This is a genomic window from Sinorhizobium sp. CCBAU 05631 (assembly GCF_002288505.1).
GTDB lineage: Bacteria > Pseudomonadota > Alphaproteobacteria > Rhizobiales > Rhizobiaceae > Sinorhizobium > Sinorhizobium fredii_C.
Map to the genome: position 1 here is coordinate 1469755 of NZ_CP023063.1, position 13249 is coordinate 1483003.

General features: G+C 61.8%; 14 protein-coding genes, 3 tRNA genes and 1 pseudogene. 8 read left to right on the forward strand and 10 right to left on the reverse strand.

The annotated features are described in order from the left end of the window. Positions 1-66 precede the first annotated feature (66 nt). Genes SS05631_RS07345 through SS05631_RS07365 form a run of 5 tightly spaced genes read left to right on the forward strand, consistent with a single transcriptional unit; the run spans position 67 to position 1912 of the window. Positions 67-885 carry a membrane protein gene (locus SS05631_RS07345; RefSeq protein WP_037422008.1) on the forward strand — a complete coding sequence of 273 codons (819 nt, stop codon included), beginning with the start codon at positions 67-69 and terminating at the stop codon, positions 883-885. After that, on the forward strand, positions 885-1217 hold the full coding sequence (locus SS05631_RS07350; protein ID WP_037422010.1) for a DUF6527 family protein: 333 nt from the start codon (positions 885-887) through the stop codon (positions 1215-1217). Before SS05631_RS07345 ends, SS05631_RS07350 begins: the two co-directional genes overlap by 1 nt. After that, entirely contained in the window at positions 1211-1456 is a 246-nt protein-coding gene (locus SS05631_RS07355; RefSeq protein ID WP_086022768.1) for a hypothetical protein, read from the forward strand. The genes SS05631_RS07350 and SS05631_RS07355 overlap by 7 nt, the downstream gene beginning before the upstream one ends. Continuing rightward, positions 1374-1583: a hypothetical protein gene (locus SS05631_RS31800; protein ID WP_086022769.1), complete on the forward strand. Its 210-nt coding sequence runs from the start codon at positions 1374-1376 to the stop codon at positions 1581-1583. The genes SS05631_RS07355 and SS05631_RS31800 overlap by 83 nt, the downstream gene beginning before the upstream one ends. Beyond that, positions 1580-1912, forward strand: a complete 333-nt coding sequence (locus tag SS05631_RS07365; RefSeq protein ID WP_037422017.1) for a DUF1515 family protein — start codon at positions 1580-1582, stop codon at positions 1910-1912. The genes SS05631_RS31800 and SS05631_RS07365 overlap by 4 nt, the downstream gene beginning before the upstream one ends. A 101-nt stretch (positions 1913-2013) precedes the next feature. On the opposite strand, the gene SS05631_RS07370 is transcribed toward SS05631_RS07365, so the two are convergent. Both SS05631_RS07370 and SS05631_RS07375 read right to left on the reverse strand, forming a co-directional pair. Beyond that, positions 2014-3348 carry a DUF6538 domain-containing protein gene (locus SS05631_RS07370; RefSeq protein WP_037422020.1) on the reverse strand — a complete coding sequence of 445 codons (1335 nt, stop codon included), beginning with the start codon at positions 3346-3348 and terminating at the stop codon, positions 2014-2016. 169 nt (positions 3349-3517) lie between these two features. Further along, positions 3518-3592, reverse strand: a tRNA-Asn gene (locus SS05631_RS07375). A gap of 141 nt (positions 3593-3733) precedes the next feature. Between SS05631_RS07375 and SS05631_RS07380 the strand changes: the two genes are divergently transcribed. Both SS05631_RS07380 and SS05631_RS07385 read left to right on the forward strand, forming a co-directional pair. Next, on the forward strand, positions 3734-4021 hold the full coding sequence (locus SS05631_RS07380) for a hypothetical protein (RefSeq protein WP_037422022.1): 288 nt from the start codon (positions 3734-3736) through the stop codon (positions 4019-4021). A gap of 200 nt (positions 4022-4221) precedes the next feature. Next, positions 4222-5010, forward strand: coding sequence for a YrbL family protein (locus tag SS05631_RS07385; protein ID WP_037422025.1), 789 nt, complete (start codon positions 4222-4224; stop codon positions 5008-5010). Between the two features lie 218 nt (positions 5011-5228). Here SS05631_RS07385 and SS05631_RS07390 read toward each other — a convergent pair. The 8 genes from SS05631_RS07390 to SS05631_RS07425 form a co-directional block, all read right to left on the reverse strand. Beyond that, positions 5229-5302, reverse strand: a tRNA-Cys gene (locus SS05631_RS07390). A gap of 265 nt (positions 5303-5567) precedes the next feature. Further along, a complete protein-coding gene (gene lexA, locus SS05631_RS07395; protein ID WP_037422267.1) occupies positions 5568-6278 on the reverse strand; it encodes a transcriptional repressor LexA in 711 nt (236 codons plus the stop codon). A gap of 234 nt (positions 6279-6512) precedes the next feature. After that, positions 6513-6680, reverse strand: coding sequence for a hypothetical protein (locus SS05631_RS31345; protein ID WP_086022770.1), 168 nt, complete (start codon positions 6678-6680; stop codon positions 6513-6515). A gap of 312 nt (positions 6681-6992) precedes the next feature. Beyond that, positions 6993-7068, reverse strand: a tRNA-Ala gene (locus tag SS05631_RS07405). An 87-nt stretch (positions 7069-7155) separates the two neighbouring features. Continuing rightward, entirely contained in the window at positions 7156-7926 is a 771-nt protein-coding gene (locus SS05631_RS07410; RefSeq protein WP_037422027.1) for a sugar phosphate isomerase/epimerase, read from the reverse strand. Further along, entirely contained in the window at positions 7923-8933 is a 1011-nt protein-coding gene (locus SS05631_RS07415) for a hydroxyacid dehydrogenase (RefSeq protein WP_037422029.1), read from the reverse strand. Before SS05631_RS07415 ends, SS05631_RS07410 begins: the two co-directional genes overlap by 4 nt. Continuing rightward, on the reverse strand, positions 8930-10783 hold the full coding sequence (locus SS05631_RS07420; RefSeq protein ID WP_037422032.1) for a DUF2264 domain-containing protein: 1854 nt from the start codon (positions 10781-10783) through the stop codon (positions 8930-8932). Before SS05631_RS07420 ends, SS05631_RS07415 begins: the two co-directional genes overlap by 4 nt. Continuing rightward, on the reverse strand, positions 10780-11808 hold the full coding sequence (locus SS05631_RS07425; RefSeq protein WP_037422036.1) for a LacI family DNA-binding transcriptional regulator: 1029 nt from the start codon (positions 11806-11808) through the stop codon (positions 10780-10782). Before SS05631_RS07425 ends, SS05631_RS07420 begins: the two co-directional genes overlap by 4 nt. 143 nt (positions 11809-11951) lie before the next feature. Here SS05631_RS07425 and SS05631_RS07430 point away from each other — a divergent pair. Further along, positions 11952-13239: pseudogene (locus tag SS05631_RS07430) on the forward strand (ABC transporter substrate-binding protein). The last annotated feature ends 10 nt before the right edge of the window (positions 13240-13249 follow it).

Here is a 13249-nt window from a genome sequence, read left to right on the forward strand (position 1 = left end):
CGCTTCGGCGGGTTTTTTATTGCCTATAGGGCAGAGACCTCCTCCCAATCAACAAAGGAAACAATCATGGACAAAACCGTGCCCCCCGGCGCGGCGATCCTGCTTGACTTCATCCGTGAAACGGAAGTCGGGCGGAAAGATCGCGCATCCTACGACGTGATCTACGGTCACAATCAGGACAAGCTGCCGCAGCCGCTCACAACGATGACCTATGGCGAGATCGTCGACGCGCAGAAGAGCTGGTCGAAGCGGTTCGGCTCCAGTGCGGCCGGTGCCTACCAGTTCATGAAGGCGACACTGCAGGATCTCGCGAGGGCGAACCTGAGCGAGATCAACGGGGCAGTGCTGTTCACGGCCGATCTGCAGGACCGGCTTGCTTACAAGCTCCTCGTGCGGCGTGGTTATCCGAAATTCATCACCGGCCAGATCAGCCTCGTCGAATTCGCCGAGAACCTGGCGAAGGAATGGGCCTCGTTTCCGGTGCTGGCGGATACGCAAGGGGCGACCCGGCAGATCAAGCGCGGCCAGTCCTATTACGTCGGCGACGGGGTGAACAAGGCACTCGTGAAGCCGCAGAAGGTCGAGGCGGTGCTGCGGCAGGTGCTGGAGGCGGCGCGGCGGCCGCACGAGGTCGAGGAAGAGCCTGAAGCCGCGCCGGTGCCTTTGCCCGTGCCAAAGCCCAAACCGAAGCCGGTGCGCAAATCCGGCCGGTTCTGGACGTGGTTGCTGACGGCCGGCGGGACGATCATCACAGCGCTGAAGGAACTGAACCTGGTGGCGCTCGACTGGCGGGTGCAGATCGCCATTCTCGTCACCATCGTCGGCTTCGCGATCTATGCGATCAGCTCCATGCCGGCCGTGCGCAATGCGCTGGGGCTGAAGTGATGGCGGCTGCGCTCTCAGGGAAACTGCGAAGCGTCGAAGGTGGGCGCATCATGTTCTGGTGCCCCGGATGCGATGGGGCTCACCAGGTGGGTGTTGGCGAAGGGCCCGGGCCGCGCTGGGGCTACAACGGCAATCCGGATGCACCCACGTTCACTCCCTCCGTCCTCGTCACCTACAACGGCGCTGACGCGGGCAAGGATGGGGCGCCGCCGGCCGTCTGCCATTCCTTCGTCACCGACGGGCGTATCCAGTTCCTCGGCGATTGCACGCACGCCCTCGCTGGCCAGACCGTTGACCTTCCCGACTTCGACGGAGGCGGCGATCCATGTTGACCCTCTGGCCGAAGATCATCGGTGGCTTGCTCGTGCTTGCCGCCGTCGCCTGGGCCGTTCTCCAGATCCGGGAGGATGGCGCCGAATCCGTCAAGCAAGCGATCGAAAGGCAGAACAATGAAGCGGCTTCTCAATCGGACGCTCGCCGCAGCGATTATGACCGTTGCCTCGATGGGGGCGGCGTGTGGGACTTCGGCGCCGGCAAGTGTCTCAGGGCTGCGCCGCGTCGTCGGAACTGACCTCATCGGCGCACGCGGGGCGACGCCGGCGGATCAGCGGAAAATAGACCGGACCGTCGTCGGCATCTGCGCCGCGGCGGTCTGGACGAAGGGGGAATGCTCTAGACACGGGGAAGGGCGGGAATGATCGATGCGAGCGTTCATCAGCAGCTCGGCACGCTGATAGCGGAAGTGAAGAACCTTCGGGAAGATTTCCGGAGGTCTGAAGACAAATCGGATGCCAGCCGCGCGTCGATCCATCGTCGCCTCGACGAGATGGTCGAGCGGGTCGGAACGCTCGAAGGCTCGACGTCGGCGATGCAGGGCGACATTGCCGAAATGAAGCCGGTCACCGACGATGTGCAGCGTTGGAAGATGATGGGCATCGGCGCTCTGACTGTGATCGGTATCGGCGGGGCGGCGGTCGGGGTGACCTTCGCTGATGCGATCAAGCGGCTTCTGTTGCTGGTGAGGTGAGGGCGCGATCGACAGCGCGAACAAGTCGCCAAGTTGGCGACTTGGCGGAGAATGAAAAGCCGCTCGGAGTCGCATCCGGGCGGCTTTCTTGTTTTGCTGCTTCACGCCGCGGCCAGCTGCGGCCAGGCGAACATGATCCCCTCGAGGAACTTCTGCCGGCGCTTCATCTCGGCGCCGTCGCCATAGCGCGGCCGGCCGAACTCGTGCCCCATCAGGTCGGCCTGCATGCGATCGGAGCAGCCGGCGTTCTCGATGCGGTCCTGGAAGCTGTGCCGCAGCGAATAGACGGTGTGATCGTCGGAGGGCATGAGGCCGTTGTTGCGCATCACCTTGTTGATCAGCGCCGAGGCCGAATCGGACTTGTCCTGGTACTTCTCGAAACCCTGCGGCCGCTGGCGCATCGCCCATAGCGACACGCCCACCAGCGGCACGCGGCGGATCGAATGCTCGGTTTTCTGCCGCCGATCGGTGCGTTCGGCAATTTCGATGTGCGGCACCTGGTCGCCGAGGCGAATGTCCTGCGGCCGGAGATTGCAGATCTCGCCGAGCCGCGCGCCGGTTTCGACCATCGCATAGACGATCAGGCGCGCATCCTCGTCGAGCATGTCCATCGCGCCTGGTGTCAGGATCTTGTCGCTGATCCACTGGAGCGGGAACGGCGGTCGGCTGCCGCCCTTCGTCGCGTTCGTTTCCTTGATCCGCGCCTTCTCCCAGGCGGTGTGATAGTGGGTGTGGAGAGCGTTATCGATCGGCGTGAGCATTCCCATGATGTCGCTGAAGGAGCGGTTGGCGGTATCGGCGGTCAGGCCCTCGCTGATGACCTTGCTCGTCCACCACTCCCGAAACTTCAACACGTCTGCCCGGGTGATAGCGGAGAGTTCGAGGTCGCCCATCACGTCGATCGCGTAGCGGATGGCGCGCTCGCGCGAGACCTTGTGCTTGCGCATCTGGTTCTTCGACATGCCGGTCAGGCCTGCGGCATTGTGCCGCTCATAGAGAGACCAGATGTTGCTCAGGCGGGGTGACGGCTCCTCGATCGTGCCGGCGATCGAGTCGACGACTATCTGCGATTTGTCCATGTTCTCTGAGATGACGGCCAGGCGCCGCTCGAGCTCGTCGAGGGGCAGGGCGGCGACCTCCTCGACCGGTCTGTAGGTAAATCCCATTGACTGCGCGACCTTCACGGCGGATTCGTATCGGGCGAAAGCGGCTTCGTTGTCATTGCCGACGAGCAGTGCTCGCCAGAATGTCTCGGCGGCATCGTGAACTGCCTGCGCCTTCTCTAGCGCCTCTTTCAGGCTCTTCGTCTTCAGTGACTGCTTGATGTGGACGCGCTTGTCGAGGTGGGCAACCTCGGTCGGGACGCGGCGATAATAGCGATAGATACCGCTTGCGGGGTGCTTCACCACATATCGCGATAAGTCGACGGACCTCATTGCTGCCGGTGTCTCCGCTGCCCTGTAGTCCAAAATGTAGCCAAAATGTACCCAAAATTGCAAGCAGGCAGCGAGCCATTCGGGCCTTTATGCGTTTACATGATCGTGTAAGCCATTGAAAACACTGCAAGAAAAAAGCCCCGCACCGTGAGGTGCAGGGCTTTGAAACTGGCTCCCCGGGCCGGATTCGAACCGGCGACCTATCGATTAACAGTCGAGTGCTCTACCGCTGAGCTACCAGGGATCATCTGCGCCGCAGAAGTGAGGCTGCTAATACAAATGCTTTTCCGATTTGCCAAGCGATTTTTCAAAAAAAATCTTGGGCCGCGGTTGTCACCCTGTGGAGAAGGCACCAACTGTTGGGGAGTTGGATTAAAGAGGCATAATGGCGAACGGCGGCAAGAAGAGATATTTCGGCATCGATCCGCAAACACGTCAAATCGTGCTCGGCAACTGGCGAATTCGGCTGCCCGACTCGCCGGCCCTGCGCATCTTGATCGGGTCGCTGCTCGTCGTCTGTGGCCTGCTCGGTTTTCTGCCGGTTCTCGGTTTCTGGATGGTCCCGCTCGGCCTGCTCGTATTGTCGCATGACATCCCTGCAGTGCGCCGCGCCCGCCGGAAGCTCGCCGTCTGGTGGGCGCGTCGGCGCGGCACTGAGAACTCCGGGAAGTAGGCCGGGCACAGGCCTGCAGTTCCTCCCACTGGGAGGACGGCCGGAAGGTTGCTTTCACCCGTCGCTCCCTGTCACAGTGGCAAGACTGCAACTACCGCATACTATGTACGGTAGAGATAGCGCCGCCAAGCACGCCGCTCTTGAACTTTTCCCCCAGACACAGTTTTGTTACAAAACTGTCACAATCCGGGGTTCAGAAAATGTTCGACGACAGGATCGAACTTTCCGACTGGCGTGAATGCGCTGCCGGACATCAGCGCAGCATTTTCGAGAATCGTCTCCATCCGAGTGTTCTCATCAAGGTTCTGAAGCTGGGATCCAGAGAAGCAAGCGGCACACGCCAGTCAAAGAGGGCGTTTGCATTCCTCAACCAATTCAAACGTTTCGGGGCCTATCGAACGTTTCGGCGTGAAGTCGACGAATTCCTTGAGCAGGCGAGAAAGTTCTCCCTCGCGGACGCCATCGAACTGCCGATACCGAAGATATTCGGCTTCGCCCAGACCGAGTACGGCCTGGGGCTCGTGGTGGAAAAAATAACCAGACGCGATGGGAAGCTCGCGCCCACCCTCGCTCAGTTGGCGTTTTCGGGGCAGCTCACCGCCAGGCATCTCACGATGATCGACGAAATCTTCGAACGGTTTCGCCGCCTGCACATCGTCATGATGGATGTAAATCCCGGCAATTTCGTCGTTACCGATCGCCGCGGTTACGATGAACTCATCTGCGTCGATGGGACGGGAGAGAAGAGTTTCTTACGCATTTTCGCTCTCTGTCGCCGTGCGAACGACATCAAGCTCAGACGGATGCGTTCGAAGCTGCTGACGAAGCTGGCGAGAATATTGGAGCATCCAGCCGCGATAGACGGAGAACAATCTGTCCACGCCGCACTGATGCGGCATTCAAAGCCGACCGGCCGCTATCTGCGCTTGTCAACTGCCTCGCCGCATCCGGCGCTCTTGGCGGCGGTCTTGTCGAGCGTACCGGTCTAATCGCCTCAACAGCTAAAGCTCCGGGGCAGGTTCGCGCCAAGCTTATATGGCTCGGCAGGCGAAAAATGCCTCGATTCAACTTTGGGTCGCCGATCGACGGGCTATAAACATCGACCTGAGCTGTGGGAAAACCCTGGAGCAGATTGCTACCAGCCAAGGGCGTGGCACCGGATCGAGCACCTGATCTCGTGACGTAGAATCGGCAATTAGATGTGTAATGGAGGCCTCGCCCGGAATTGAACCGGGGTACAAGGATTTGCAGTCCTCTGCGTCACCACTCCGCCACGAGGCCTCTCGTGCTCGTAAAATCGAGCGATGGCGGGCGTTTAAAACGAATCCATGTGGAGCGCAAGAGGGAGACGTTCAAAAAAGACGCCCACAAACAGCTTTGAACAGGCCGGAATACGAGAGCGCTTCTTGCCGGTGGCATGGCGGACGCCGAGACCAATAAACGCCGGCCGCAGTAAGCGAGATCACGGAAGGCAAAGAGAACAGTTCTGTCGTCGCGACCGCGCGAAACGACCGCACACAGGATCGGCACAGGAACCCAAATCGGCCTAGTGATAGCGCCGGATCAGACCGACGAGTTTGCCCTGAATTTTCACGCGGTCGGGTCCGAAGATGCGCGTTTCGTAAGCCGGATTCGCCGCTTCCAGTGCGATCGATGCGCCCTTGCGGCGGAATCGCTTCAAGGTTGCCTCCTCGTCGTCGATCAGGGCGACGACGATGTCGCCCGGGCTGGCGGTGCTGGCGTTGCGGATGATCACCGTGTCGCCATCGAGAATGCCCGCCTCGATCATCGAATCGCCCTTGATTTCGAGGGCGTAGTGCTCGCCGCTGCCGATCATCTCGACCGGCACGGAAATCTCGTGCGTATTGTTCTGAATGGCCGAAATCGGCACGCCGGCGGCGATCCGGCCCATGACCGGCACTGTCATGGACGCGCTCTCGACCGGCGGCGTTGGCGCCGGCTTCGGTGCCGGGGGCTTGCCGAGGCTGCCCTCGATGACGCTCGGCGAGAAGCCGCGCCGCGGCTGGGCTGGGCTCGAATAGGCTTCCGGCAGCTTGATGACCTCGAGCGCTCGGGCCCGATTGGGTAGCCGGCGAATGAAACCGCGTTCTTCCAGCGCAGTGATCAGCCGGTGGATGCCCGATTTCGACGCAAGATCGAGCGCATCTTTCATCTCGTCGAAGGAGGGCGGGACCCCGGATTCCTTCATCCGTTCATGAATGAACAGAAGCAATTCCTGTTGCTTGCGGGTCAGCATGCGCGTCACTCCAGATTCGCGAAACAAATCAAGAACAGAAACTATCCGTTCCATATGTGTTCCGCAAGCACTTAATATTCCGTGAACTCATGCGTCGAGGCGCGTCCGCTATCAGGGCGGCACGGACGGTTTGTGGGTATCGATGGTGGTGAAGACTTGCGTGCGGCAAGCGTCACACAAAGGCGAGCGTTTGCTCACCTTTGACGACGCTGTGCATCGTCTTGACAAGCCGTCCTAGTAGGCGAGGCGCAGCCCGCCGGGGCTAAGAACGTCGAAGTCGGGTTCAGGGTAGGGGCCGTACCACTGGGTGTAGGTCGTGTTGCCCGTAGCGCCTGTCGTGGCGCATCCTGAAAGTGTGAGAAGAGCGATTAAGGCGGCGGCGATCAGAGATTTGAGAGGCATGGTAGTCCCCACTTGCGGGAGTTGCCGATATGCAATGATGCCAGGTGCTAAGTCTCTCTCAAATCAGGCTCTTTGGCAAGCGAGGGGCAAGGCGGGAAGACGGCACATCGGGTGGAAAACACCGCTCCCTCTGACTTCGGGTCGCTCGCTTCTTAACGGAATTCGCGTTCGCAATGGGTCTGCTGCGAATACAGTCTGAAGTGGTGGTCGTCCGAGGGTGACGAGCCACGTCGGATCGGCCCGCTACAGAGATGTCGCTGATGTCTTAGCGATGTTCTGTTACCTATGTCTCCGGGTCGGACAAAGGTCGTTTGGTGGAGTCGAAGGGAGTCGAACCCTCGACCTCCGCAGTGCGATTGCGGCGCTCTCCCAACTGAGCTACGACCCCAGCCGTTCATCTATATAGGCGGATTTGAGCGCCCGCGCCAGTCCCTCCCGGCGTCTCGCGTGGGGAGGATCGGGGCCGTCGTGGATGTCACTCGAGGAGAATTTGCTTGAGCGTCGCGGCGTCCTCGATGAAGGCGGCGGGATCGTCATTGGCGACGAATTCCAGCATTGCAAAGCGTCGCCCGGTCCAGCGCGATGCGGGGAGGGCCGTGAGGACGCTTCGCCAATAGTCGGATGCCGATGCCAGGGGAAAACGGTTGCGATTTCGATCCCAGGCGAAGACGTGGACATGAGATACATGCTGACCGATGCGGGCGACCTCTGCGAGCGCCTCGCCGAGCTCCAGCCCGGGCCGCGGCTGCCAATAGAGATAAACATTGTCGTGGGCGATCGCGTCGATCAGGCGGCTTGCCGAGTCGGTCGTGTCCGTCAGCGATTGCGGGTGATATTCCAGCGAGACGGTCACGCGGTGGCGCGCGGCTTCGGCGCCCATGTCGCGGATCGCCTTTGCGGCATCACGTCTTTCGCCTGCGCTGTAGTCCTTTGAATCGCGCCGGCGGGTGCCTGGCCAGATGCGGATATTCGAGGCACCGAGTGCAATCGCGCTCTCGAGCGCACGCCTGAATTCGATGAGGTCGTCAGTCGGTGGCGCGACATAGGATCCGTAGGATGTCGTCAGTTCGGCCCTTGCGCTGAGGAGCCCGACGATCCGGGCGTTGGACGTGTCGCCCGGAGCAATATGAGCGTCGCCTGCCCATTCGATCGCCGCAAGACCGGCGCTCCGGGCTAAGCCGACGATTTTTTCCGGAGGCAAGCTCCTGAAGGTGACGGTGCAGAGCCCCGGTTCGAAATCGCTCATGCCATGCGCTCCAGGTCGTGCTTGCGGACTTCGAACAGCAGCTGCCGGCCTTCCAGAAAGCGCTCGATTTCGTCGACGGCCATTTCGCCGAGTCGCGTCCTCTCAAGTCCGATGGCGCCGGCAATGTGCGGCGTTAGGAAGACGTTCGGCAAATCATAGAAAGGCGACGTTCCTTCCGGCACCTCGGGATCCGTCACGTCGATGACGGCATTGATTGCGCCCGTCTTCAGCCGGTCTATCAGTGCGGCCTCGTCCACGAGCGCACCCCGCGCCGTATTGATCAGTGTCGCACCGTTCTTCATCAGGGACAGCCGCCGCCCGTCGATCATGTGCTGGGTCTCGGGCAGAGAAGGCGCATGCAGCGAGACTATATCCGAATGCGCCATCAGCGTCTCGAGATCGGCTTTTTCGACACCGATAGCCGAAGCGCTTTCTTCCCCGACCACGGGATCGTAGAGCAGCACCCGATAATCGAAGGGGCGAAGCAGGTCGATCACCCGCCTTCCGATCCGCGAGGCGCCAACGATGCCGATGGTGCGGCGGTAGTTTCCAATAGCCTGCCCCTGCAGCAGCTGGATGCGCTGACGCCCTCTGTCGGCGGCATAAAGGTCGCGGAAGCGAAAAACGTGCTTGCCCGAAAAAATGATTGCCGCCAGCGTGAACTCCGCGACCGGCACGGCGTTGGCTTCGGCCGCATGGCTGACGGTGATTCCTGCATCGAACACGGACAAATCGATCAGGTCCTTGACCGTTCCTGCCGCATGGACGATGAGCCGAAGGCGAGGGGCCGATCGAAGGGCGTTCGCATCGAAGCTCGGGGCGCCCCAGCCGGTCACCAGGATCTCCGCTTCGGCGAGCAAGCGGCTTCCCCGGCCGTCGCCGAAAACGGTCATGGGTTGCCGATCGAGTATGCGAGCGAGACGGTCTATGCGTGCGAAAAGTTCCGGTGTGAGTACGTGTTCCGTCCTTTCGGGCTGCATCGCGAAGGCAATCGCCGGGAGGGTCATGACATGCGTCCCGGAGCTTGCATGGCGCTGACCCTTACGCCCTCTTCGGCGACGGTGCGCAGTTCGGCGATCTCGGGGACAGCGGGCGGACCTTCCCAATCGCCCGACACGGCCGAGATGTCGCGAACGGCCAGCACGGCGCAGCGGAGAATAGTCTCACCGGCGGGGATCGTGCCGCGCAATTGCGGCACCAGGGTCTTTGCGGCGATGAGATTGGTATTGGGCGCCGCCTTCTGTGCCAGACCTTGGCGCGTGACTGTCGAGCCGAGGTCGTGGATTCCGCTGAAGTCCTCTTTGCCGATGGCATAGGCCCAACCCGCCTGTGCGGAAAGTGTATCGGCTTCGAAGTCCCGTCTGGCAATGGCAAAGCCGCCCTCGGCAGTTTCAAGCGGCCGCGGCGTCGTGATCCTGTGCACCCGGACATGCCAGGGCGTGGCCGGCAGCAGCCAGGTCTCGACGGAGACGTCCGGCCAGGGCGACCACCTCGCAAAGAGCACGTTACCGGCAAGCCGTGCTTCCTCGTTCGCCTCGCGCACACGGTAGTGAATGCCGTCGTCGCTGAAGGCCAGCATCGAATCGAAGGAGCCTCCGCTGAAGGCCCGCTCGTCGCTCTCGACGCTGAAGCCGTAACGCGTCGAGTAGGCGAATTTCGCGTATTTTTCCGAGCCGAACCGCATTTGCCGGTTCTCCTGCCCGGAGGAAAGCGCCACGACGTCGCCCTTGGCGGGCATCATCACCATGCCAGGATGGGGGAGCGCCACCGGGTCGGGCGACGGGCTCGGGGCCGTTTCCTGGGAAGTCCAGAACGGATGGTTCTTGGAAACAGCGAGCGGCAGGAAGGCCTTGAACGCCCAGTAGGGAGAGCCCGCTGAATTGTAGTTTTCCGACATCAACAGGTTCGGATAGCCGTAACCGACCGACAGCACGCCGTCCCGATGGGTGATCGGTTTGTCCGCCCACCATCTGAGGTGGCGAAGGCAAAGGCCCTTGATCTCGCCCCAGGGCAGCGCCTCGAGATCGGCAAAGGCGAGCGCCGACCAGAAGCTGGCGCAGGCGAAGCGATAGGTGAGGCTGCGGCCGAAGGGGACGGTCGCTCCGTCCTCGGCGAACCAGTGGCGAAAATCCTGGGCAAAGGCCAGCGCACGCTCGCGATAGCGCCTGGCATAGTCATCCTCGACGAGGCGCGAATAGATGAGGCCGTAGAAGTGCATCGCAAACGGGATGTAATGGTCGACACGCCGCACATTGCCGTCCCGATACCATCCGTCCGCTATGTAAAATCCGTCGAGTTCCGAGAGATAGGCATCGGTCAGGCTGCGGTCGTAGTCGATACCGAGCCGATCGAGTGCGATGTCGACGAGGATACGGAAGAACTTCCAATTGTTTTCGGCATAATCGAACTCTCGCGCCCGGAGCAGATAGGTGACGAGGTTGTCTCTTGCCCGGCCGCTTAGCGGGTCCCACAGTTTCTCCGGGATCAGGGCAAGGGTGAAGCCGAGGGCGGCGAGTTCGACCATGCGCTGATCGCGGTTGCCGACATTGCCCCAGAACTCCGGATGGTTCGGGTCGGTGCCGTTTGCGATGCCCTCGACATAGCGGCGCCAATGGGGGAAATCGCCGCCGGCGGCGGCAAACGGTGCAAGCCCCCAAAGCGGCCGCGCGAAGCCCTCGAGATCGGCTGCGGCCCGGTCGAAGTGGGCGGCGGCGGCATCGAGGCGGACGCGCGCGTTCCCTTTTGAAAAATACGGCAACAGCGGATCGAAGAGGCCCAGCAGGGCGTGCTGCATGTCGCTGCGTGTTTCCAGCGGATTGCCGACGAGCGGGTTGGAACTGGCGGGATCATAGGTCATGGGTGCCGTCTCGCCTCCAAGCTTCCGCCGGCGACGGGGAACACCGCGTGCGACACGTGCCGGGCGGGCCTATCGCGATGATGGAGACGGAAGTGCATCATACTGATCGCGTCGCGGCCGAGGGCCACGCGGTTGACACGCATCGTCGCGAGCCGTGGATTTGCCATTTCGGCGCAGGGCAGATCGTCGAAGCCGACGATGGCGAAATCCTCGGGAACGCGCCGGCCGAGCTCGGTGACCGCTTCGAGCACGCCGACGGCGAGAAAGTCGTTCATGCAGAACGCAGCCGTGAAGCCGCCGTCCTCGGCAAGGGCGGCGAGCGTCGCCGCATGCGCCTCGACGCTGGAATTGCCCTCGAAGGGCAGGCGGATGACGCGCCCTTCGCCGCCGTCCGCCGAAGCGATTGCCGCCTCGAAGCCGCGAACACGTTCACGGATCGTATGCCGATGCGATCCGGTCAGGTGAAGGATGCGGCGATGGCCTGCCTCAAGCAATCGCCGGGTCGCCGCATAGGCGCCGTGGAAGTTTGCGGGCGAGATGCCGTCGAAACGCATTTGCGGGTCGGTGCCATTGACCAGGATGACCGGCGTGCGACTTTCCTCGAGCCATTTGCAAAGTGCGTCAGCGGGGTCGATCCCGACCAGGAAGAGCCCTTCCGCTTCGACGGATCCCAGGTGTTCCCGGACCGCTTCAGGTGTCGCCTTCGCCTCTCTGGCAAGGCGGATATCGAAAGGCATGCCCAACTTGGCTGCCTCGGACCGCAGACCCTCGACAATCCCCTCGTAAAAGACACTGAGGCCGCCCGTCACGCCATGGCTTGCGATCAGGGCCAAGGCGCCGGGGCTTGTCGCTGGCGGGGCTTTGATAGGATAGCCGATCTCGGAGGCGACCTGGAGGATCTGCCGGCGGACGTCGTCGCTGATGCCCGGCTCGTTCGCAAGGACACGCGAGACGGTGGAAACGGAGACGCCGGCCCGAGTAGCGATGTCGGCCTGCCGCAGTCGTTTGGAAGAAATGTCTGTCATGGCGCAAAGATCGCGCAATTTGTGCAAATTTGCAAGTCGCGAACAAAATCTTGCAAAATCAATTTTCTTGCATAAGCTTTCGCAGAATGGCTTCGCCTGGCGCTGGAGGAGAGCGCGAGGCAGACAACGACAGGAGGAACGGCATGCTACTCAATCGACGTACATTCCTGCTCGGCTCGGCCGGCACGGCCGCTGGTCTTGCACTCGGCGCGACCTCGGCTTTCGCTGCCGAAAACGTGCAGCTCCGCGCCATGTGGTGGGGATCCAACGATCGCTCGAAGCGGACCTTGAGCGTCGCCAAGCTCTTCCAGGAGAAAAATCCGGACATAGCGATCGTTGGCGAGAAGCCTGAGCGGCGACGGATACTGGACGAAGCTTGCGACCCAGATGGCCGGCCGTGCTATCGCGGACGTCTTCCAGCTCGAGCCGAGCACGATTTCCGATTACTCCAAGCGCGGCGCCTGCCTTGCTCTTGATCCGTTCATTCCATCGACGTTGGACGTGGATTCGTTCGGCAAGGATGTGCTGAAGCTGACGACTGTGGATGGGAAACTCTGGGGCGTCGGGCTCGGCCTGAATTCCTTCGCACTGTTCTATGACGCCGACGCCTTTGCGAAAGCGGGCATTACACCTCCGGGAGTCGACACCACCTGGAAGGAATATGCCGACATCGCGACCGAGATGACCAAGGCCGCCGGCAAGAAGAACGTCTGGGGCGGGCCATACGGGGCCCGCTACGCATATGTCTTCGATGCGTGGCTGAGGCAGCGCGGCAGCAGCCTCTATACCGAGAGCGGCCTCGGTTTCGGCGTCGAGGAAGCGAAGGAGTGGTATGCCTATTGGGAGGAACTGCGCAAGCGCGGCGGCACCGTCGGCGCCGATATCCAGACGCTCGATCAGAACACGATCGATACGAACTGCCTTTCGCTCGGCTATTCGGCCATGGGCATGGCCTATTCGAACCAGATGGTCGGCTATCAGCTGATCATGAAGAGCAAGCTCGGCATCGGCATGCTGCCGCGCGCGGAGAAGGGCGGCCCCTCCGGGCACTATTACCGGCCGGCATTGATCTGGAGCATCGGCGCGACCACCAAGCATGGCGAACAGGCCGCGAAGTTCATCAATTTCTTCGTCAACGACGCGGAAGCCGGCAAGATCCTCGGTGTCGAGCGAGGCGTGCCGATGTCGCCCAAAGTGCGCGAGGCGATCCTGCCGTCGCTCAATCCGACTGAGGCGGAAACGGTGAAATACATCAATGCGCTCAAGGACCAGGTGGGCAGCTACCCGGCTCCCGCGCCGCTCGGATCGACGGAGTTCGATCAGCGGGTGCTGCGCCCGATCGCCGACGAACTGGCCTTCGAACGCATTTCGGTCGCCGATGCGGCGACGCGTCTGGTCGAGGAGGGCAAGGCGACGGTTCGCGCCGGCTGACGCCTGCCAG